The 20,106-nt window shown below is 70.8% G+C and carries 19 protein-coding genes; 10 read left to right on the top strand and 9 right to left on the bottom strand.

Translation table 11 applies throughout. The features are described from left to right. Positions 1 to 116: 116 nt before the first annotated feature. Positions 117 to 326 (bottom strand): ubiquitin-like protein Pup, encoded by a 210-nt coding sequence (locus tag AB0D67_RS19850; protein ID WP_179828145.1) that lies wholly within the window; start codon positions 324 to 326, stop codon positions 117 to 119. A 414-nt stretch (positions 327 to 740) separates the two neighbouring features. Continuing rightward, positions 741 to 1,235: a carboxymuconolactone decarboxylase family protein gene (locus AB0D67_RS19845; RefSeq protein WP_362937282.1), complete on the bottom strand. Its 495-nt coding sequence runs from the start codon at positions 1,233 to 1,235 to the stop codon at positions 741 to 743. A 201-nt stretch (positions 1,236 to 1,436) separates the two neighbouring features. Here AB0D67_RS19845 and AB0D67_RS19840 point away from each other — a divergent pair, with 201 nt between their 5' ends. Both AB0D67_RS19840 and AB0D67_RS19835 read left to right on the top strand, forming a co-directional pair. Beyond that, entirely contained in the window at positions 1,437 to 2,342 is a 906-nt protein-coding gene (locus AB0D67_RS19840) for an RNA polymerase sigma-70 factor (protein WP_362937438.1), read from the top strand. Between the two features lie 258 nt (positions 2,343 to 2,600). Continuing rightward, positions 2,601 to 3,395: a serine/threonine-protein kinase gene (locus AB0D67_RS19835; protein WP_362937279.1), complete on the top strand. Its 795-nt coding sequence runs from the start codon at positions 2,601 to 2,603 to the stop codon at positions 3,393 to 3,395. Positions 3,396 to 3,518: 123 nt separating this feature from the next. On the opposite strand, the gene dop is transcribed toward AB0D67_RS19835, so the two are convergent. The 4 genes from dop to AB0D67_RS19815 all read right to left on the bottom strand — a co-directional run bounded on the left by dop (position 3,519) and on the right by AB0D67_RS19815 (position 9,417). Next, positions 3,519 to 5,036: a depupylase/deamidase Dop gene (gene dop / locus AB0D67_RS19830; RefSeq protein ID WP_362937276.1), complete on the bottom strand. Its 1,518-nt coding sequence runs from the start codon at positions 5,034 to 5,036 to the stop codon at positions 3,519 to 3,521. An 86-nt stretch (positions 5,037 to 5,122) separates the two neighbouring features. Continuing rightward, on the bottom strand, positions 5,123 to 6,388 hold the full coding sequence (locus tag AB0D67_RS19825) for an acyltransferase (RefSeq protein WP_362937273.1): 1,266 nt from the start codon (positions 6,386 to 6,388) through the stop codon (positions 5,123 to 5,125). Between the two features lie 192 nt (positions 6,389 to 6,580). Beyond that, the gene (gene arc / locus AB0D67_RS19820) at positions 6,581 to 8,344 is read right to left on the bottom strand and encodes a proteasome ATPase (RefSeq protein ID WP_362937270.1); all 1,764 of its coding nucleotides are present in this window, start codon (positions 8,342 to 8,344) and stop codon (positions 6,581 to 6,583) included. Positions 8,345 to 8,550: 206 nt separating this feature from the next. Continuing rightward, positions 8,551 to 9,417, bottom strand: a complete 867-nt coding sequence (locus tag AB0D67_RS19815; RefSeq protein ID WP_362937267.1) for a tRNA (adenine-N1)-methyltransferase — start codon at positions 9,415 to 9,417, stop codon at positions 8,551 to 8,553. Positions 9,418 to 9,532: 115 nt separating this feature from the next. On the opposite strand from AB0D67_RS19815, the gene AB0D67_RS19810 reads away from it, so the two are divergent. After that, positions 9,533 to 10,639 carry a GNAT family N-acetyltransferase gene (locus AB0D67_RS19810; RefSeq protein WP_362937264.1) on the top strand — a complete coding sequence of 369 codons (1,107 nt, stop codon included), beginning with the start codon at positions 9,533 to 9,535 and terminating at the stop codon, positions 10,637 to 10,639. A gap of 108 nt (positions 10,640 to 10,747) precedes the next feature. Here AB0D67_RS19810 and AB0D67_RS19805 read toward each other — a convergent pair whose 3' ends face one another. Both AB0D67_RS19805 and AB0D67_RS19800 read right to left on the bottom strand, forming a co-directional pair. Further along, positions 10,748 to 12,085, bottom strand: coding sequence for an FHA domain-containing protein (locus AB0D67_RS19805; RefSeq protein WP_362937261.1), 1,338 nt, complete (start codon positions 12,083 to 12,085; stop codon positions 10,748 to 10,750). 229 nt (positions 12,086 to 12,314) lie between these two features. Beyond that, a complete protein-coding gene (locus tag AB0D67_RS19800; protein WP_362937435.1) occupies positions 12,315 to 13,406 on the bottom strand; it encodes a site-2 protease family protein in 1,092 nt (363 codons plus the stop codon). 170 nt (positions 13,407 to 13,576) lie between these two features. Here AB0D67_RS19800 and AB0D67_RS19795 point away from each other — a divergent pair, with 170 nt between their 5' ends. The 6 genes from AB0D67_RS19795 to AB0D67_RS19770 all read left to right on the top strand — a co-directional run bounded on the left by AB0D67_RS19795 (position 13,577) and on the right by AB0D67_RS19770 (position 17,678). Next, positions 13,577 to 14,446 carry a RecB family exonuclease gene (locus tag AB0D67_RS19795; protein ID WP_362937258.1) on the top strand — a complete coding sequence of 290 codons (870 nt, stop codon included), beginning with the start codon at positions 13,577 to 13,579 and terminating at the stop codon, positions 14,444 to 14,446. A 133-nt stretch (positions 14,447 to 14,579) separates the two neighbouring features. Next, positions 14,580 to 15,152, top strand: coding sequence for an IS607 family transposase (locus tag AB0D67_RS19790; protein ID WP_362937255.1), 573 nt, complete (start codon positions 14,580 to 14,582; stop codon positions 15,150 to 15,152). Beyond that, positions 15,149 to 15,823, top strand: coding sequence for a helix-turn-helix domain-containing protein (locus AB0D67_RS19785; protein WP_362937252.1), 675 nt, complete (start codon positions 15,149 to 15,151; stop codon positions 15,821 to 15,823). Before AB0D67_RS19790 ends, AB0D67_RS19785 begins: the two co-directional genes overlap by 4 nt. Then, entirely contained in the window at positions 15,748 to 16,377 is a 630-nt protein-coding gene (locus AB0D67_RS19780; RefSeq protein WP_362937249.1) for an RNA-guided endonuclease TnpB family protein, read from the top strand. The genes AB0D67_RS19785 and AB0D67_RS19780 overlap by 76 nt, the downstream gene beginning before the upstream one ends. A gap of 248 nt (positions 16,378 to 16,625) precedes the next feature. Further along, positions 16,626 to 16,832, top strand: a complete 207-nt coding sequence (locus AB0D67_RS19775) for a hypothetical protein (protein ID WP_362937246.1) — start codon at positions 16,626 to 16,628, stop codon at positions 16,830 to 16,832. A 159-nt stretch (positions 16,833 to 16,991) separates the two neighbouring features. After that, the gene (locus tag AB0D67_RS19770; RefSeq protein WP_362937243.1) at positions 16,992 to 17,678 is read left to right on the top strand and encodes a response regulator transcription factor; all 687 of its coding nucleotides are present in this window, start codon (positions 16,992 to 16,994) and stop codon (positions 17,676 to 17,678) included. Between the two features lie 76 nt (positions 17,679 to 17,754). On the opposite strand, the gene AB0D67_RS19765 is transcribed toward AB0D67_RS19770, so the two are convergent. Then, the gene (locus tag AB0D67_RS19765; RefSeq protein WP_362937240.1) at positions 17,755 to 19,059 is read right to left on the bottom strand and encodes an aspartate aminotransferase family protein; all 1,305 of its coding nucleotides are present in this window, start codon (positions 19,057 to 19,059) and stop codon (positions 17,755 to 17,757) included. Positions 19,060 to 19,189: 130 nt separating this feature from the next. On the opposite strand from AB0D67_RS19765, the gene AB0D67_RS19760 reads away from it, so the two are divergent. After that, the gene (locus AB0D67_RS19760; protein ID WP_362937237.1) at positions 19,190 to 20,095 is read left to right on the top strand and encodes a LysR family transcriptional regulator; all 906 of its coding nucleotides are present in this window, start codon (positions 19,190 to 19,192) and stop codon (positions 20,093 to 20,095) included. Positions 20,096 to 20,106 lie beyond the last annotated feature (11 nt).

Below are 20,106 nucleotides of genomic sequence, written 5' to 3'. Positions count from 1 at the left end.
GGCGGGGCGGCCCCGTCACCCGCTGAGCGGCGGGACGGGCTCGTCCCGGCCGCCCGTATGCCGGACTCGGCCGGGACGGGCTCCCGTCCCGGCCCCGGGAACGATGGTGACCCCGGCTATTCCCCGCCCTTCTGGATGTACGACCTGACGAACTCCTCGGCGTTCTCCTCCAGGACCTCGTCGATCTCGTCGAGGATCGCGTCGACGTCGTCCGAGAGCTTCTCGTTGCGCTCCTGGACGTCGGAGGTGTCGACCGAGGTGGTCTCCTCCGCTTCCCGTTCGGTCCGGCCGGTCTGCTTCTGGCCGCCGGTGTCCTTGCTAGCCATCTGTGGCACCTCCGCCTGGGGGACGCTTGTGATTCCTATCTTCCCCGAAGCGACTGACATTGCGCGCGGATCGCCCCCCGATCTTTGTCCGGGGTCCACGCCTGCCGTCCAGGGGTTGTCGTCCGTCCAGAAAACCCCTTTCATCCCCTTTAAAGCAAATATTCCCTTTTTAAGGCAACGACACTCCTCGCCCGAGACCGGGAACCACCACACCTGAGCTGGAACCCCCTCCGCGCCCCTCCCCCGGCCGTGGATTTTGAAGGCGTGTCTTCCCTGCCCATGTCCTTTACATCGTAGATTCATAAATCATGTACCCCGAGCCGCGACGGGCCCGCTCAGGGGGCGCCGGTGCCCACACCACCGCCGAGGCCCCGGCCCGGATGATCCTGGACCGGGGCGGGATCGGCCTGCCGGTCAGCCGGCCATGTCTGCGAACTTGTCGGGCTGGTAGGAGCCTCCGGGGTTGCGCACGATCACGTTGAGGCGGTTGCTGGCATTGATCACGGCGATCAGGGAGACCAGGGCGGCGATCTGATCGTCGTCGTAGTGCTCACGCACCTTCGCCCAGGTCTCATCCGACACGCCGTGGTGGGAGTCGGCGATGCGGGTGCCCTGCTCGGTGAGTTCCAGGGCGGCGCGCTCGGCGTCGGTGAACACGGTGGACTCGCGCCAGGCCGCCACCAGGTTGACGCGGGTCGCGTCTTCTCCGGCGTGCGCGGCGTTCTTGCTCCACACGTCGGTGGCGTAACCGTCCCCGTTGATCTGACTGACGCGCAGCAGCACCAGCTTCTGGGTCACGGCCGGCAGAGACGACTCCTGGAGGATCGTCCTGCTCGCCGCGCCGAAGTGTCCAGCGGCCTTGGCCGCGGTCGCGGCCGGGTCGCCGAAGAGGTTCAAACGAGCGGTCATCGTGCGCTCCTTGCTGTCGTATCCGGTCGGACAAGAGACGCCGACGACCCGACCCTTGTGACAGCACCGGCCATGTGACCTACGCCACCGAACACAGGTGTCACACGGCCGCACGAACCGGCGTCTTGTGTGCGTGGCACGATCAGGAGCGAACAGGCAGAGGGGCCGACGATGAGCGAACGCAGCGAGCCGACCGTGGACATGGCCGAGCCGCTCGCCGATGGCGGCGGGATGGACTCCGCGACCCAAGCGTTCGTGGTCCATCGCAACCTGCTGTTCACCGTCGCCTACGAGATGCTCGGCTCGGCCGCCGACGCCGAGGACGTCCTGCAGGAGACCTGGCTGCGATGGACGGACGTCGATCTGGACACCGTACGGGAGCCGCGTGCGTACCTGATCCGGATCACCGCCCGCCAGGCGCTGAGCCGGCTGCGCACGCTCGGCCGCCGCAAGGAGTCCTACGTCGGCCCCTGGTTGCCCGAGCCCTTGCTGACCGCGCCCGACGTGGCCGAGGACGTGGAGCTGGCCGACAGCGTCTCGATGGCCATGCTGCTGGTACTGGAGACGCTCGCGCCGACCGAGCGGGCGGTTTTCGTGCTGCGTGAGGTGTTCGATCTGGAGTACGACGAGATCGCCGAAGCCGTCGGCAAGAACGCGGCTGCGGTCCGCCAGATCGCCCATCGGGCACGGAAACACGTCGCCACGCGCCGGCCGCGCGGAGTCGTTTCCGCGGCCGAGACCCGAGACGCGCTTGAGGCATTCCAGCAGGCGATCGCAACGGGCGATCTGCAAGGCATGCTCGACATCCTCGCACCGGACGTCGTCTTCCTCGGCGACGGCGGCGGGATCAAGGAGGCCGCGCCGGCACCTGTCATGGGGGCCGATCGGGTGGCCCCTCTGGCCGTTGGCCTGCGCAGGTTCGGCGCCACGGCACTGCTGCAGCCCGCACAGGTCAACGGCTGTCCTGCACTGATCCTCCGGCTCGGGGGCGAGATCGACACCGTCATAGCGGTGCGCATCGACGGCGGCCTCATCAGCGGTCTGTACGCCGTGCGCAACCCCGAGAAGCTGTCACGGGTCGAGCGTGAGGCCACCCTGCGCCGCTGAGCCTTCTTCCTTCCGACGTCGCTGGCCGGCCCCTTGACGCTCAGGGCCTACATCGAAGCCGGTTGCGGACACGGCGGCAAGAAACCCTTGGTACCCGCGAGGGGCGCCGGTGTCCGAACCCGCTCGGGGGCGCCGGTGTCTGGACTGAGGAACGCAGCCGCGAAGCGGCGGAGAGACGAGGGAAGACACCGGATCAAGAGCCCCCGAGCCGCGACACGAAGTGTCGCCATTAACAGAGAAGACTGCGATCATTGACCGGTGAGCACCATCGTCGACAACCGGTATGAACTCGTCTCACCCGTCGGCCGAGGAGCGACAGGGGTCGTCTGGCGGTCCTACGACATGCTTCTGGACCGCGAGGTGGCGCTCAAGGAGATCCCCTTGCCCCCGGGGCCGGAGGCGGTCGACCGGCGGCGCCGGGTGGTACGCGAGGCGCGGATGGCGGCCCGGCTGAGCCACCGGGGCATCGTGACGGTGCACAACCTGGCCGAGGAGGCCGAGCGGCTCTGGATCGTCATGGAGTTCCTGGAGGCGCTGACCCTGCACGACACCCTGGTGCAGGCCGGACCGCTGCCGGCGGACCTGGTGGCGGCGATGGGGGGCCGTCTGCTGGACGCGCTGCGGCACGCGCACGACGGCGGGGTGATCCACCGGGACATCAAGCCCGCCAACATCATGCTGACGGGCGACCGGGTGGTGCTGGCCGACTTCGGGTTCGCCGCGCCGGAGGGGGCGGCGAGCCGCTCGATGCGGGGCACGCCGGCGTTCCTGGCGCCGGAGGCCCTGCACGGGCGGGGCGGTACCCGCGAGGCGGACATGTGGTCGTTCGGGGCGACGCTGTACATGGCGGTGGAGGGGCAGACGCCGTTCCGCACGGTCAACTCGATGGCCGCGCTGGCGGAGGCGCTGCGCGGGCCGGCGCGGGCGCCGCGGCGGGCCGGCCCCCTGGAGCCGGTGCTGCGGGGGCTGCTGCGCAAGGATCCGCGGGCCAGGCTGAGCGCCGAGCAGGCCTCCGTCCTGCTGGCCCGCATCCGCTGCACCAGCGCGGCCTGACCGCCGCGGGCGCCGTCCCGGGCGGAGGAGGACGTCACCGCCCGCCGTACGGTCCCGGCGGAGGGGAGGACGGGCGGGAGGGCCGGGCGCGCCGCGCGGGGGCGTCCCCGCGCGGCGGCGGGCTCACCGGTCGCCGGTGAGGGCGCTGACCAGGTCGGCGGCGGTGCGGCAGCGGTCGAACAGCTCGCCCACGTGGGCCTTGGTGCCGCGCAGCGGCTCCAGGGTGGGGACGCGCTGCAGCGACTCACGGCCGGGGATGTCGAAAATGACCGAGTCCCAGGAGGCGGCGGCGATCGACTCGCTGAACTGGCTCAGGCAGCGGCCCCGGAAGTAGGCCCGGGTGTCGCTGGGCGGAGCCTCGATGGCCCGCTGGACCTCCTCCTCCGTGACCAGCCGCCGCATCCGCCCGCGGGCGACCAGCCGGTTGTACAGGCCACGGTCGGGGCGGATGTCGGAGTACTGCAGGTCGACGAGCTGCAGCCGCGGGTGGGACCAGGGCAGGCCGTCGCGGCTGCGGTAGCCCTCCAGCAGCTCCAGCTTGGCCACCCAGTCGAGCTCGCCGGCCAGCTGCATCGGGTCCTCGGCCAGGCGGGTGAGGACCGACTCCCAGCGGTCGAGGACCTCCTTGGTGACCTCGTCGACACCGTTGCCGCTGCGCTCCTCGGCGTACTTGCGCGCCAGCTCCAGGTACTCCATCTGGAGCTGGACGGCCGTCAGGCGGCGGCCGTCGCGCATGGCGATCTCGTATCTGAGGGTCGGGTCGTGGGAGACCGCGCGCAGCGCCTGGACGGGGTTCTCCACGGAGAGGTCACGCGTGAAGTAACCGTCCTCGATCATGGCGAGGACGAGCGCGGTGGAGCCGAGCTTGAGGTAGGTGGAGATCTCCGACATGTTGGCGTCGCCGATGATGACGTGCAGGCGCCGGTACTTGTCGGGGTCGGCGTGCGGTTCGTCGCGGGTGTTGATGATCGGCCGCTTGAGCGTGGTCTCCAGGCCCACCTCGACCTCGAAGAAGTCGGCCCGCTGGCTGATCTGGAAGCCCTCTCCGCGGGAGTCCTGGCCGATGCCGACCCGGCCGGCGCCGGTGACGACCTGGCGGGACACGAAGAAGGGCGTCAGGTGCCGGACGATGTCGGCGAACGGCGTGGCCCGCCGCATCAGGTAGTTCTCGTGGCAGCCGTAGGAGGCGCCCTTGTTGTCGGTGTTGTTCTTGTAGAGCTGGATGGGAGCGTTGGAGGGGATCGCCGAGGCGCGGACCGCGGCGTCGTGCATGACCCGCTCCCCCGCCTTGTCCCAGATCACCGCGGCTCGTGGGTTGGTGCACTCGGGAGTGGAGTATTCGGGATGGGCGTGGTCCACGTAGAGCCGGGCGCCGTTGGTGAGGATCACGTTGGCCAGGCCCAGGTCCTCGTCGGTGAGCTGACTCTGGTCGGCCATCTCACGGGACAGGTCGAAGCCCCGCGCGTCGCGGAGGGGGTTCTCCTCCTCGAAGTCCCACCGTGCCCGTCTGGCCCGGGCCGCCGAGGCGGCCAGGTAGGCGTTGACGACTTGGGACGAGGTCACCATCGCGTTGGCCCCCGGCTGTCCGGGCACGGAGATGCCGTATTCGGTCTCGATGCCCATCACCCGCCGTACCGTCATGCGCATCCTCTGTTCATCCGGGACTGTCTCCTCCGCCGTATATATCCCCGACCCTAGACCCTTCACTATGCCCGGTGGCCGGACAGTTATGGCAACGAAGCCTTTTCGCCCGCCGACCAGGGGTCCGGGCGGTGATCCGGGGGCGGGGCGGACGGCGGCGAGGCGGGGAACACGGGGGCCGCGGAGGCGACCGGCGACGCGGAGACGACCGGTGCCGCGGCGGGGAACCCCTGGGCGGCGGGGGCCTGTGGCGCGGCGGGGGCCTGTGGCGCGGCGGCCCGGCGCGTCCTCGCCCTGACGAACTCCTGGACCGGCCGCTCGGCCACCCGGTAGACGAGGTAGGAGAACGCCATCGCGGCCGCGACGGTGGCAAGGGCGGTCAGCCAGGGCGGGAGGGCGTCGCGCAGGGCGGGGATGATCAGCACGGCCGCCGCGGTGTGGAACAGGTACAGGGGGTAGGTGAGCGCGCCCAGCGTGACCAGGCCGCGCCATCGCAGCCGGCGGAGCATGCCGAGCGCGACCAGCGCCATGAGCGCGTAGAAGCCGATGACGGTGACGGCGACGGCCCAGGGGGGCACGGGCATGGCCGCGTAGCCGACCAGCCCGACCCGTCCGGCCACCCGGTCCATGGCGGCGCTGACGGCCAGTCCGGCGCTGATCCCGGCCACGCACCACAGGACGAGCCGGGGGCCGAACCTGGTCATCAGGAAGAAGGCCATGCCTCCGACGAAGTACGGCGCGTACTTCGGCATCACGACGAGGTCCACCCACGCCTGGTCGCTGCCGGACAGGAGCCCGGCCGCCAGCAGCCACACGCCCATGAAGACCAGGCACCGGCCGAACGTCACGCCGACGATCACCAGGACCGAGATGAGCACGTAGAAGCGGAGCTCGGCCCACAGGGACCAGTAGACGCCGTTGGCGTCGTAGACGCCGAGGGCCCGCTGGAGCATCGTGAGGTTGACCCCGTACTCGGCGGGGCTGAGCTTGGGGTCCAGGGCGGTGGCGCCGGTCAGGCCGTAGAGGGCGGCGGTGACGGCGACGCTGACCCAGTAGGCGGGGAAGAGGCGCACCAGCCGGGAGAGGGCGAACGTGCCGAGTCCGCGGCCCCAGATGCTCATCAGGATGACGAACCCGCTGATCATGAAGAACAGCTCGACGCCGAGGATGCCGAGTCCCGAGAGGGTGGAGATCGCGGGGAAGAGCTTCGCCGGCCGCTCGCCCCACACCGAGTTGAAGGCGATGAAGTAGTGGAAGGAGAGCACCGCCATGGCGGCGACGAAACGGAGGAGGTCGAGTTCGGCGAGACGGCCGCTCCCCCGGGCCGTCCCGCGGGACCCCGCGCCGGTCACCGGGCGACCGCGCCTGAATGATCACGCACGTCGGTTGGACGGCGGCTGGACCGCCTGGGTTCCCCGTGACGTGATCACACTTGTGTGACGGACGGTACGGCGGGGCAGGCCGTACGGGCCCGGACACGCCTCGCGGCGCGGCCCCCGCCGGGGCCGCGCCGCGAACGCGCTCGCCGTGCGCCGGTGACGGCGCTAGAGGTACTGACCGGTGTTGGCCACCGTGTCGATGGACCGGCCGGCCTCGGTGCCCTGCTTGCCCGTCACGAGGGTGCGGATGTAGACGATCCGCTCGCCCTTCTTGCCGGAGATGCGGGCCCAGTCGTCGGGGTTGGTGGTGTTGGGAAGGTCCTCGTTCTCGGAGAACTCGTCGACGCAGGCGGCCAGCAGGTGCTGGATCCGCAGGCCCTTCTGCCCGCTCTCCAGGAACTGCTTGATCGCCATCTTCTTGCTGCGGTCCACGATGTTCTGGATCATGGCGCCGGAGTTGAAATCCTTGAAGTACAGGACCTCCTTGTCGCCGTTGGCGTAGGTCACCTCGAGGAAGCGGTTCTCCTCGCTCTCGGTGTACATCCGCTCGACGACCCTCTGGATCATCGCGACGACGGTCGCCGCGCGGTCGCCGTTGTGCTCGGAGAGGTCGTCCGGGTGCAGCGGCAGTTCGTCGATGAGGTACTTGGAGAAGATGTCCTTGGCCGCCTCGGCGTCCGGCCGCTCGATCTTGATCTTGACGTCCAGGCGGCCGGGCCGCAGGATCGCCGGGTCGATCATGTCCTCGCGGTTGGACGCGCCGATCACGATCACGTTCTCCAGGCCCTCGACGCCGTCGATCTCGCTGAGGAGCTGGGGGACGATGGTGTTCTCGACGTCGGAGGAGACCCCCGAGCCGCGGGTCCGGAAGATCGAGTCCATCTCGTCGAAGAACACGATCACCGGGGTGCCCTCGGACGCCTTCTCACGGGCCCGCTGGAAGACCAGGCGGATGTGCCGCTCGGTCTCGCCGACGTACTTGTTGAGGAGCTCCGGCCCCTTGATGTTGAGGAAGAAGCTCTTGCCGGACTGCCCGGTCTTCTCGGCGACCTGCTTGGCCAGGGAGTTGGCGACGGCCTTGGCGATCAGGGTCTTGCCGCAGCCGGGCGGGCCGTACAGCAGCACGCCCTTGGGGGGGCGCAGCTTGTGCTCGCGGAACAGGTCGGCGTGCAGGTAGGGAAGCTCGATGGCGTCCCTGATCTGCTCGATCTGCCGCATGAGCCCGCCGATCTCCTCGTAGGAGATGTCGGGCACCTCCTCCAGGACGAGCTCCTCGACCTCGGACTTGGGGATGCGCTCGTAGACGTAGCCGGAGCGTGGCTCCAGCAGCAGCGAGTCGCCGGCGCGGATCGGCTGGTCGAGCAGCGACTCCGCCAGCCGCACCACCCTCTCCTCGTCGGCGTGTGAGATGACCAGCGCGCGCTGGCCGTCCTCGAGCAGCTCCTTGAGCATCACGATCTCGCCGAGGTCCTCGTATCCGAGGGCCTCCACCACGTTGAGCGCCTCGTTCAGCATGACCTCCTGGCCACGCCTGAGCGACTCGGCGTCCACCGCGGGGCTGACGTTCACCCGGAGCTTGCGGCCACCGGTGAAGACCTCCACCGTGCCGTCTTCTCTGGCCTCGAGGAAGACGCCGAACCCGGACGGCGGTTGCGCCAGCCGGTCGACCTCCTCCTTGAGCGCGACGATCTGGTCTCTGGCCTCCTTGAGGGTTGCCACCAGACGCTCGTTCTGGCCGGTGACGGCCGCGAGATTCGCCTGCACCTCATGGAGACGCTCTTCGAGGACCCTGGCCTGCCGGGGAGACTCCGTCAGCTTTCGACGCAACGCGGTGATCTCCTCCTGCAGGAAGGAGACCTGCGTTCTGAGATCAGCGACCTCCCGTTCGCGCTGCGCGGCCCGAGCCTCGGCGTCATCGCGAGCTGCCACGGCGTCACCTCCTTCCCAGTCGAGACCGACTACTCGAAACCCTACCCATCGGGGGGCTGTCAGCTACCTGGTAGAGCAGTGTTCGTATGGCTACATTAAGTATTTGGCGATTAATCCCTTATGAAGCGTTTAGTGCTTGGAAGCATAAGAACACGATGATCTGGTGTCATGTAACACGCCGATGTGCTCTCGTGGCTGAATCGTCATCATGCGGTGGAAGTCGACTCCTCGCCATACGCTCCCTTTGCCGGACGCCTGCGCCGGGGTGGTGGGGTCACCCCGTCCGCCATGCGACGGGCGGTGACGAGGAATCCGGTGTGTCCGACCATCCGATGGTCGGGCCGTACGGCGAGCCCCTCGACATGCCAGTCGCGAACCAGGGTCTCCCACGCGTGGGGCTCGGTGAAACTCCCGTGTTCGCGCAGAGTTTCCACCGTTCGCGACAACTGCGTGGTCGTCGCCACATAACAGCAGATCACGCCGCCGGGCGTGAGCGCCTTGGCCGCGGCGTCCACGCACTCCCACGGAGCGAGCATGTCGAGGATGATCCGGTCGACGTCACTCTCGTCGAGCGACTCGGCGAAGTCCCCGACCACCAGGCGCCACTGCTCCATCGGGCCGCCGTAGAACTTCTCCACGTTCTTGGTGGCCACCTCCGCGAAGTCCGCCCGCCGCTCGTAGGACGTCACCCTGCCCTCCGTTCCCACCGCGCGCAGCAGGAAACACGTCAGCGCGCCGGAGCCCACCCCCGCCTCCACGACGCGCGCGCCGGGGAAGACGTCGGCCATCGCGACGATCTGCGCCGAGTCCTTCGGGTAGATGACCGCCGCGCCGCGCGGCATGGACAGCGTGTAGTCCTGGAGCAGGTGCCGGAACGCGAGGTACTGGGTGCCGCCGGACGAACGGACCACCGACCCCTCGGGCTGCCCGATGAGGTCGCTGTGCGGGATCGCACCCTTGTGGGTGTGGAAGACCCCGTCCTCCTTCAGCGTCACCGTGTGACGCTTGTTCTTGGGGTCGGTGAGCTGAACCTGATCCCCGGCCCTGAAGGGGCCATGCCTGCGAAAACCCATGAAGGCAAGGTTATCGGCGCGCGGAGTGCCCCCGGTCCAGGGCCGCGGGACCGCCGGACGCGCGGGGAGGCCGATTCGTTCGCTCCTTTCGGGAGGAGCTGATAGCACTTGGAGTGTGTTCCCCAGAGACGTCATCCCCGCCGGTTCCCTCCTCCTGCGCGAGACGACCCCCGCCGACCTGGAGCCGATGGTCAAGGCCTACGCCGACCCGCTGATCATCCGGTTCATCCCGAGCGTCCAGGTGCCGTACACCCTCGCCGACGCGTCCTCCTACCTCGAGGTCGCCGAACGGACGTGGGGCAACGGCGGCGCCTCCTTCTCCGTGACGGACGCCGACACCGGCGAGTGGCTGGGCAACATCAGTCTCAAACCGTCCGACCCGCGCGGCAACGCCGAGGTCGGCTACCTCATCGCGCCGTGGGCGCGGGGCCGCGGCGTCGCCACCGCGGCCACCCGGGCGCTGACGGAGCGGGCCTTCGCCCACGGGGTGGCGCGCGTGGAACTGCTGGCCGACGTGGAGAACCTCGCCAGCCAGCGGGTCGCGATGGCCGCCGGCTTCGGCCGCGAGGGCGTGCGGCGCGCGGCCGAGCCCCGCCGCGACGGCACCCGCGGCGACCTGGCGGCCTTCGCCCGGCTGGCCACCGACTCGGGCGAGCGGGTACGGCCGTTCCTCCCGGCCCTGCCCGGCGGCTCCCTGACCGACGGCGTCGTCCGGCTGACGCCGCTGGGCCCGGACGACGCCGACGACTACCACGCCCTGCAGAGCCTGCCGGACGTCGTGGCCCACAGCGTCCCGCCGGAGGCGCCCGACCCGGACGACAGCGAGCGGTTCTGCCGGGAGGCGGGCATGCTGTGGCTGGCCGGCGAACGGGCCGAGCTCGCCGTACGGGACGCCGCCACCGGCGCCTTCGCCGGGCACATCCAGCTCAGCGGGGTCATCCCCCCGTTGAGCGAGGCCATGACCGGCTACAGCATGCTGCCGGAGTTCCGGGGGCGGGGGTTCGCCTCCCGGGCGGTGGTCCTGCTCACGGAGTGGGCGCTGACGCGCACGCCGCTGGCCCGGATCGTGGCCGGCGCCTCACCGGACAACACCGCCTCCCACCGCGTGCTGGAGCGCGCGGGCTTCACCCGGGAGGCGCTCCTGAACGGCCGGCTGCCCGGCCCCGGAGGCACCCGCCTGGACGACCTGCTGTGGTACCGCGCCCGGACGGCCGGGGCCTGACCACCGGCCCCTGAGGACGCTTCCCGGGCCGCCTCCGTGCCTCTCGGTGCCTCTCGGTGCCTCCCGGCGCCTCTCCGCGCCGCCCGGCGCGGAGAGGCCTCCCGGGACCTAACGGTTGCGGTGCGACTCGTAGCGCATGGTGCGGGAGACCCCGATCCGCACGGTCGTGCCGGGCATGATCGTGACCGGCTCGTTCGGCGGGATGTCGTAGAAGTTGGGGTCGCCCGGCGGCTGGATCTGCGTGCCGTTGACCGAGCCGAGGTCGATCAGGTTGACGTCCCAGCCGTCCAGCGCCACCCGCAGGTGGCGGCGCGACACCGAGCCGTCGGGGCTGGTGACCTTCGCCGGGCGGACGGAGCCGTCGGCGACCTCCGGGGCGCGGTCGGGGTCGCGGCCGACGAGGTGGTCGGCGTCGAGGCGCAGGGTCATCCCGTCGTCGAGGAGCAGCACGCCCAGCGGCGGGCGCGGCCCCTGGTAGGGGGCGAGCGAACGCTGCACGAGGGCGATGCCGCACACCGCGCAGTACGGCACGCGCGGGTCGTTGAAGTGGTCGTTCTTGCAGTCGACCCCGTAGACGAGCGGCTGCTGCCCGGGGCCGGCCTCCGGCTCGGGGGCGGCCGGAGACGCGGGCCCCGGCTGCGGGCCGCCCTGCGCCGGCGGCTCGGGGGCGAACTGCCGCTCGCGCGGACCGGCGGGCTCGCCGCCCGCCCGCGGGGTCTCCGGAGCCTCCGGGGGCGCCGTGTCCTGCGGCGCGACGACCGGGATCGGGCCGGACCCCGGGCCCTGCTGGGCCGGGACCTGCGGCCCCGGCTCGGGCTGCCACGCCTGCTGCTCCGGCCTCGGCGGCGGGGCCGGGACCGGGACCGGCGGGACGGGGTCGGGGGGCCCCATCGGGTAGGGCGCCGGAGGCGGGACCTCCGCCGCGGGCGCCTCCGCCTGCCGCGGCACGGCGTTCCGGGCCGCGGGCGGGGCTCCGGCGGCGGCCGGGTCGCACAGGATTCCGCCGCCCACGATCACGCCGCCGTCCAGCCGGGCCAGCGGGTGCGCCGGGCCGGCCTCGGGCAGGCGCAGCTCGATGCCGGTGACCGGACCGGGGACCAGCCGGTCCGACCAGGTGAGGGCGTCGCGTCCGGCGAGCCGTACCTCGCCGCCCGGACCGGTGACCGCCGCGGAGGCGGGTCCGCTGACCAGGACGGCCACCCCGTCGCCCACCGGCCCGGCGACGGCGCACGCGACGGGCTCGCCCATCATCACGGCCAGCACCTGGGCCACCCGGCGGGCCAGGGCCCGGCCGTCACCGCCGGACGCGGCGGTGTCGTTCAGCGCCCCGAGAAGGTTCGCTGCGACGTCCTCGGCCGCGTCGCACACCAGCAGCAGGCCCTCCACGCGGGCGACCAGCCCGTCGCCCGGCAGCGGGCGCACCGCCCCCAGGCCGTCCCCGCTCACCGAGCACCCCCGGCATGACGGCCCCGTCCTTCTGCGCGGGGGGAAAACGCGGCTCGTTTCTGCATTCTGTCCTCTGAGTCTCGGTGGCGGGGATGGGGCGTCCGGCCGGCCCGGGAGGGGATGCGGCGGACCGACATCGCCGATGATTCCAGGCCGTAGGAAAAAGTACAGCAGACGGACCTGGGACGGACTCCCTCCCGGCGGCCGCCGGCCGGGCCTCCGGCGCGGGTCAGACGTTGCTGAACATCCGGTTGACGTCGGAGGTGGCGAGCACACCGAAGATCGTGCCGTCGCGCTCCACCAGGAGGTACTCCCCCGACGGGGACTGGCGCATGGCGTCGATCAGGGACTCCCCCGTCAGGTCGGCGGCCAGCACCAGCGACGGTTCGAGGCTGCGCGCCAGCGAGCCCGCCGTCACCCAGGGGCGGCGGTGCTCCGGGGTGGCCTCGACCGCCGCCTCGTTGACGATGCCCGTCGGGCGGCCGTCGTGGCCGACCACGACCATCGCGCCCGCGTGGGCCTCGCCGGCCCGGCGCAGCGCCTCGGCCAGCGGCACGTCCCCGGTCACGGCGACGGCCCGGCGGGCCAGGGAACGGGCGTTCAGCTGGGGGATGCGGGCCCGCAGCCGGGCGCCCTGCAGGGCCTGGGTGGCGCCGATCCAGATGAAGCTGGCCAGCAGCACCGACCAGATGACCGTGAACCAGCTGGGGTCCTGGCCGCTCATCAGCGCCAGGCTGACCGGCACCGCGATCAGGACGACGGCCAGCACGCGGCCCGCCCAGGCCGCGGCGATCGTGCCGGAGCCGGGGCTGCGGGTCGCCTTCCAGACCCCGGCGCGCAGCATGCGCCCGCCGTCGAGCGGCAGGCCGGGCAGGAGGTTGAAGATCCCGACGACCAGGTTGGCGAGCCAGAGCTGGAAGACCAGGACGCCGAGGACGGTGCCGGGGTCGATGAACATCGAGGAGGCGTAGCCGACGGCGGCCAGGCCCAGCGACAGCAGCGGCCCGGCGAAGGCGACCATGAACTCCCTGCCGGGCGTCTCCGGTTCGCGCTCGATCTCCGAGACGCCGCCGAGGAGGTAGAGGGTGACGCGCCGGACCGGCAGGCCGTACATCTTGGCGACCACGCAGTGCGACAGCTCGTGCAGCAGCACCGACACGTACAGCAGGACCGCGAAGACGAAGGAGACGACGTAGGTGAGCGGGGTGCTGAGCTGCGGCAGCCGGTAGGCCACGACCTCCTGGAATGTGAACGTGATGAACGCCGCCACCAGCAGCCATGTCGGTGAGACGTAGACCGGGATGCCGAACGGCCGCCCCATCCGCAGCCCGGGACTCTCCTGGCGCGGGCTCTCGCTGCTCACCGCTGGCTCACCGTTCCTCGCTCGCTCGCGTCTGTTGGCCTTGATGCTACGCGCCGGCCGCTCCGGGCGCGGACGCGCGGAGCCCACCCCGGGCCCAAACTGTCGTCACCGTGACCTACAGTGCGGGCATGTCACCGACCGAGCCCACGATCATCGGAGCGCTGTCGCCGTCCCGCGCCGGCGACTTCATGACGTGCCCGCTGCTGTACCGGTTCCGAGTGGTCGACCGGCTTCCCGAGCCGCCGTCGCCCGCCGCGGTGCGCGGCACGGTCGTCCACTCGGTGCTGGAGCGCCTGTACGACCTGCCTGCGCCGGGCCGCACGGTGGCCGCGGCCCTCGACCTGCTGGAGCCGCAGTGGCGCAGGCTCCTTGAGGAGGAGCCCGCCTACGAGGGCATGTTCTCCGGGGAGCGGGAGCGGACCGAGTGGCTGGCCGGGGCCCGCGCCATGCTGGAGCGCTACTTCACCCTGGAGGACCCCACCTGCCTGGAGCCCGCCGAGCGGGAGTTGTACGTCGAGGCGGTGCTGGAGAGCGGCCTGATGCTGCGGGGCTACATCGACCGGCTGGACGTCGCGCCCACCGGCGAGGTCCGCGTGGTCGACTACAAGACCGGCAGCGCGCCGGGGCCGGCCTTCGAGGCCAAGGCGCTGTTCCAGATGAAGTTCTACGCGCTGACGCTGTGGCGGCTGCACGGGTCGGTGCCGCGCCTGCTGCAGCTGATGTACCTCGGGGGTGAGGGCGAGGTGCTGCGCTACGCCCCCGACGAGGCCGACCTGCTGGCCACCGAGCGCAAGGTGCGGGCGCTGTGGGCGGCCATCGAACGGGCGCTGGAGACCGGCGAGTGGCGTCCCCGGCCCAGCCGGCTGTGCGACTGGTGCAACTACCGCGAGCTGTGCCCGGAGTTCGGCGGCACTCCCCCGCCGGTGCCCGCGCGGCAGCCGGGCGACACCGTGCGCAGCACCCGCCGTACGCCCAGGGCCGCCACCGACGAGCTCTGAGGGAAGCCGGGTGCTCACCGCGGCGCACTGCTCGGTGCCGGTCTCCGTCGGAGATCAGGCCGTGCGGGTGGGGCTAACTTCTGCTGGAGGGTTCATCAGTTTTTCCTAGTTTCTCTCTGTCATCATCAGCTACATGCGACTCAGTGATTGGGCGCGCATTCAGGGCGTTCACTATCAGACCGCCTGGAAATGGGCGCATGAGGGCAAGATGCCCGTACCGGTGGTGAAGACGGCCACCGGCCGGTATCTCGTTCTCACACAGGGCGAACAGTCCGCCGGTGGTGCCGCGTTGTACGCACGGGTGTCGTCGGCGGACCAGAAGCCGGACCTCGACCGGCAGGTGGCCCGGCTGACCGAGTGGGCCACCGGCAACAAGCTGCCAGTGGTCAAGGTCGTCTCCGAGGTCGGGTCCGCGCTCAACGGAGCCCGGCCCAAGCTCAAGCGGCTGCTCGCCGATCCGGACGTGTCCGTGATCGTGGGCGAGCACCGCGACCGGCTCGCCCGCTTCGGCGTGGAGTACATCGAGGCCGCGTTGTCAGTGCAGGGCCGTACGGTGCGCGTCGTGGATGACGGCGAGGTGGAAGACGATCTGGTGCGGGACATGACCGATGCCCTCACCTCGTTGTGCGCCAGCCTGTACGGCCGTCGCGCTGCCCGCGACCGGGCCGAGAAGGCGCTCGCCGCAGCGGCGCAGAACGCCGGATGAGTCACAAGCAGGGCTTCCGGGTCGAACTGGCCCCCACCGAGGAGCAGGCGATCCTTATGGGCCGTCACTGCGGCCTGTCGCGGGTCGTGGAGAACTTCTGCCTGGAGACCGTGCAGAAGAAGAAGGCCCAGCAGGAAGCGGAGAAGACCTATGGCATCACCGGCGAGGACCTGACCAAGGTCCCCTGGTCCGCCCCGGCGCTGGAGCGGGAGTGGCGGGCAGCCCACCCCGAGCGCTACCCGTGGTTCGCCGACGGCAAGCTGTCCTCCCGCGTGCCGAAGGAGGCGTGCCGGGTCCGGGCGGTCGGCATCAAGAACTTCTTCGACTCGAAAACCGGCAACCGCAAGGGCGCCAAGCTTGGCTGGCCGAAGTGGCGCAAGCGCAAGCACGGTTCCCGCTTCCGCTACGACGCCGACCGCGCCAAGCCCCTGGGCGCCCACGCCGTTCGCCTCCCGGCGATCGGCGACGTGGCGACGTGGCGACCCGTGAGGACATGTCCTGGCTCACCGACCGCATGGCCACCGGCAACGCCCGCATACTCGGCGCGACCATCCGCGAGCAGGCCGGACGCTGGTGGATCTCCTTCCAGGTCGAGGTGGACCGCGACGACATCAACAAGCGCCACCAGGTCGACGACGACGCACCCGCGTGTGGCATCGACCTCGGCCTGAAGACGTTCGCCGTCATCCGCGACAGCGACGGCACTCGTGAGGAGATCCACGCGCCCAAGCCGCTCAAGGCCGCCCTGCGGCAGTTGAAGCGGGCCAACCGCAAGCTGGCCCGCTCGGCTGAGGACTCCAAGAACCGGGCCAAAGCCCGCAAGCGCGTCGGGCAGGTCCACCTTCGGGTGGCCGACCGGCGAGGAGACTTCCTGCACAAGACCACGACCCGGCTGACGAGAACCAAGTCCGCCATCGCCGTGGAGACCCTGCACGTCAAGGGCATGGTCAAGAACCGCAGGCTGTCCCGCGCCATCTCCGACGCCGGATTCGGCGAGTTCATCCGCCAGCTCGGCTACAAGGCCGACTGGTACGGCTCCCGCATCTGGAAGGCCGACCGCTGGTTCCCCAGTTCGAAGACCTGCGGGCACTGCAAGCAGATCAACCGCGCCCTGGCCCTCGCCGACCGCGTATGGGTCTGCACCGGCTGCGGCACCCTGCATGACCGAGATGACAACGCGGCAGGCAACCTCCTCGCCGCGATGCTCGCCGACACGAACGCTTGACATCGCAACCCTCGCCGGGAAGTTGCCCGGAGAGGAGAAACGCCTCGTGGAGACCACGTAAGACCTCACTCTCCGGAGTTGGCTGCGGTCGATGAAGCAGGAAGAGACTCAGTGAGAGAACTACTGAGAATCACTCAACGGAACAACGTGTCCGCCACCGGCGGCGAATTCCGCAGGATCCCCCGGATCCTGCGCCACCCCGCCTGCTCAAGGCCGCCGGCTGCGGGGGGATCGCCTCCTACAGCGAGGTGGGCGCCGGCGGGAATCGCGGCTGGATCCTCAGCCAGGTCACCAGGCTGCCGTACAGCTTCTTCGGGGCGACGGACTGGGACCGTGACGGCCACCAGGACCTCATCACCCGCCAGGACACGACAGGCGACCTCCTCCTGTACCCGGGACAGAGCACCCGCGGCTACAGCACCACCCCACCGGTGAAGATCGGCAACGGCTGGTAGACGGGTCCGTCCGGTCTCGCCGGGGACGGGTCTCCGGCGAGACCGGACGGATTCGCGGGCGCCGGGGGGCGTGCCGCCCCTCTATGGTGGAGTCCTGCGGACCGGCCCGTGCGGAGGGCGGGTCCGAGGCCGGCGCCCGGTTCCCCTCGAAGGTGTGTGATGACGATCAGAGTGCTGCTGGTCGACGACCAGCCACTGCTGCGTACCGGTTTCCGCCTCATCCTGGAAGCCGAGCCGGAGATCACCGTCGTCGGTGAGGCCGGGGACGGCAAGGCCGCCCAGGAGCAGGCGCGGGCGCTGCTGCCCGACGTGATCCTGATGGACGTCCGGATGCCGGGCGTGGACGGCATCGACGCCACCCGCCGGATCGTCCGGGAGGCGGGGCGCGGCGCCCACGTGCCCAGGGTGCTGGTGCTGACCACGTTCGACCTGGACGAGTACATCGTGGAGGCGCTGCGCGCCGGGGCCAGCGGCTTCCTGCTCAAGGACGTCCCGCCCGAGGAGCTGGTGCAGGCCATCCGGGTGGTCGCGGCGGGCGACGCCATCGTCGCGCCGAGCGTCACCCGGAGGTTGCTCGACCGGTTCGGCGCGCACCTGCCGTCCACCCGCCGCCCGTCGGCCCCGGCCCGGCTGGGGCGTCTCACCGAGCGCGAGCTGGAGGTGCTGCGGCTGATCGCCCGGGGCATGTCCAACGCCGAGATCGCCGCCGAGCTGGTGGTGAGCGAGACGACCGTCAAGACGCACGTCGGCAACGTCCTCACCAAGCTGGGCCTGCGCGACCGCGTGCAGGCCGTGGTCCTGGCCTACGAGACCGGCCTGATCACCCCGGGCGCCCCCTCCTCCTAGGAACCGTCCGGGGCCGGTCACGTCCGCCGGGATGGCGGACGAGTCGGCGGCGACGGGCGTGGGACACCGGGCCGCGTCACCCGGCGGCGTCGAGCACCGCTTTGAGCGACGCCTCGAGGATGTCCACGCCGGCGTGCAGCTCGTCGTCGCTGATCGTGAGAGGCGGGGCGATGCGGAAGATGCCGCCCATCTCGGGCAGCTGAACGATGTTCATGTGCAGGCCCCGTTCGAGGCAGGCCGCGGTGATCGCTTTACCCAGCGCGTCGGCGGGCGCCTTGCTCTTCTTGTCCTTGACGAGCTCGACGCCCTGGAGCAGGCCACGGCCGCGGACGTCACCGACGACCTCGTAGGCGTCGCGCAGCGCCAGCAGCCGGTCGGTGAGCTGGTCGCCCAGCGCCGCGGCACGCTCCGTGAGGTTCTCTCGCTGGACGACGTCGAGGACCGTCAGCGCGACGGCGGCCGCCAGGGGGTCGGAGACGTGGGTGGTGTAGAAGAGGAAACCCCGGTCGTGGCATACCTGCTCGATCTCGGCGGTCGTGATGACGGCCGCCACGGGCAGTCCGGCTCCCAGGGTCTTCGACAACGTCAGGATGTCGGGTGCGACGCCGTCGCGCTCGAACGCGTACATCGTTCCGGTGCGGCCGAGGCCGGTCTGCGCCTCGTCCAGGATGAGCAGCATCCCGCGTTCGTCGCACATCTCCCTGAGACGACGCAGATACCCCGGCGGCAGGTCGATGATCCCGCCCGAGGACAGGATGGGCTCGATGAGGCAGGCGGCGAGGCTCCCGGCGGACTGCCGGTCGACCAGGGCGAAGCCGTAGGCGAGCTCGGCCTCCCAGTCATGTGACCCGTCGGAGGCTCGGAACGGCGAACGGTAGGCGTTCGGCGCGGGCAGCGCCAGGTTGCCCGGTGCCGGGGGGCCGTAGCCGCGCCGCCCGGCGGAGAAGGTCGCGGAGGCGGCCCCCTGGGTCATTCCGTGCCACGAGCGGTCGAAGGAGACGATCTCGAAGCGGCCGGTGGAGAGCTTGGCCATCTTGATCGCGGCCTCGTTCGCCTCGGCTCCCGTGGTGAGCAGCAGCATCTTGCCGAGCTCCGGGGGCAAGGTCGCGGTGAGCCTTTGGGCGAGTTCCAGCACGGGAGCGCTGAGCATGCCGCTGAAGAGGTGGTCCAGCGACGCGACCGCGGACGAGACCGTCGCCACGATGTCCGGGTGCGCATGGCCGAGGATGGAACTCATCTGCCCCGAGGTGAAGTCGAGGATCGGCGTGCCCTGGCGGTCGAAGACGTACGCGCCGGAGGCTCGTTCGATGACCCGCGGGGTGAAGCCGGCTCCGTAGCGGACCAGGAGGCGGTCCGCCTCGTCCCAGAACGTCGTGTCCATCGTCAACCTCTCTCACCGCGTCCGAGCAGATGTCGGATCTTCTGCTCGGTGCCATCCTGCATCGACGACAAAACTCGCAACAAGCAGACAAATACGACCTATCATTCGGCATTGCCTTACGATCGATGCCATGCTCAGCCCGCAACGCCTCGCGATCCTGCGCGCGGTCCTGGCCGCCGGGTCGATCAACCAGGCGGCGCGGAACCTCAGCTACTCCCCCGCGACGATCAGCCAGCACATGACCGCCCTGGCGAAGGAGACCGGGCTGGTCCTCTTCGAGAAACAGGGACGCGGCATCAGCCCCACCGACGCCGCGCGGCACCTGGCGGATGAGGCCCAGTCGCTCCTCGCCGACTTCGGGCGCCTCGAACGTGTCGTCGCGGACCTCAGGAGCGGTCAGGCGCAGCATCTGGCGATCACCTGCTTCGCCTCCGCGGCCGAGCGGTGGATCCCGGAGGTCGCGCGGACCGTTCGCCGGCACCGGCCGAACCTCACCGTCGAGATCAGCCTCAACGAACCCGTCGACGGGCGCGGTCGCCGGCGGCCGGACCTCGACATCCGGACCGAGCCCGCCGACGGGGCCGAGGTGCACCTCGACGGTTACCGGCGTCACGAACTCGCCGTCGAGGAACTCGTCGCCGTGCTCCCCGCCGCCCACCCCCTCGCCGATGCCCGCGAACTCGCCTTCCGGGACCTCGAAGACGAGCCCTGGGTGGACCACGACATCTACGACAGCCCGATCGGGCAGATCATCCTGACCGCCTGCAGGGCCGCCGGATTCACGCCACGCTACGCCGCCCGCCTGGACGATCACCGGGCGGCGCTGCGGCTGGTGGAGACGGGCATCGGCGTCACCGTCCTGCCGCGCCTGGCCGTCGCGGAGCTCCCCGGCGGGGTCGTCACCAGGCCTGTGGTCCGCCCCACCGTCTTCCGGCGCATCGTCGTCCACGCCCGCCAGGATCGGCGGCGCGGCGACCTCATCGCCCGCGCGGTGGCACAGCTTCGCGACAGCGCCCGCGAGGCGGTGTCGCCGTAACGCGGCGCCCC

It is taken from the genome of Streptosporangium sp. NPDC048047 (assembly GCF_040653115.1).
GTDB lineage: Bacteria > Actinomycetota > Actinomycetes > Streptosporangiales > Streptosporangiaceae > Streptosporangium.
Note: the sequence above shows the minus strand (reverse complement) of the source record. Positions and strands in the feature narration are given on the sequence as shown.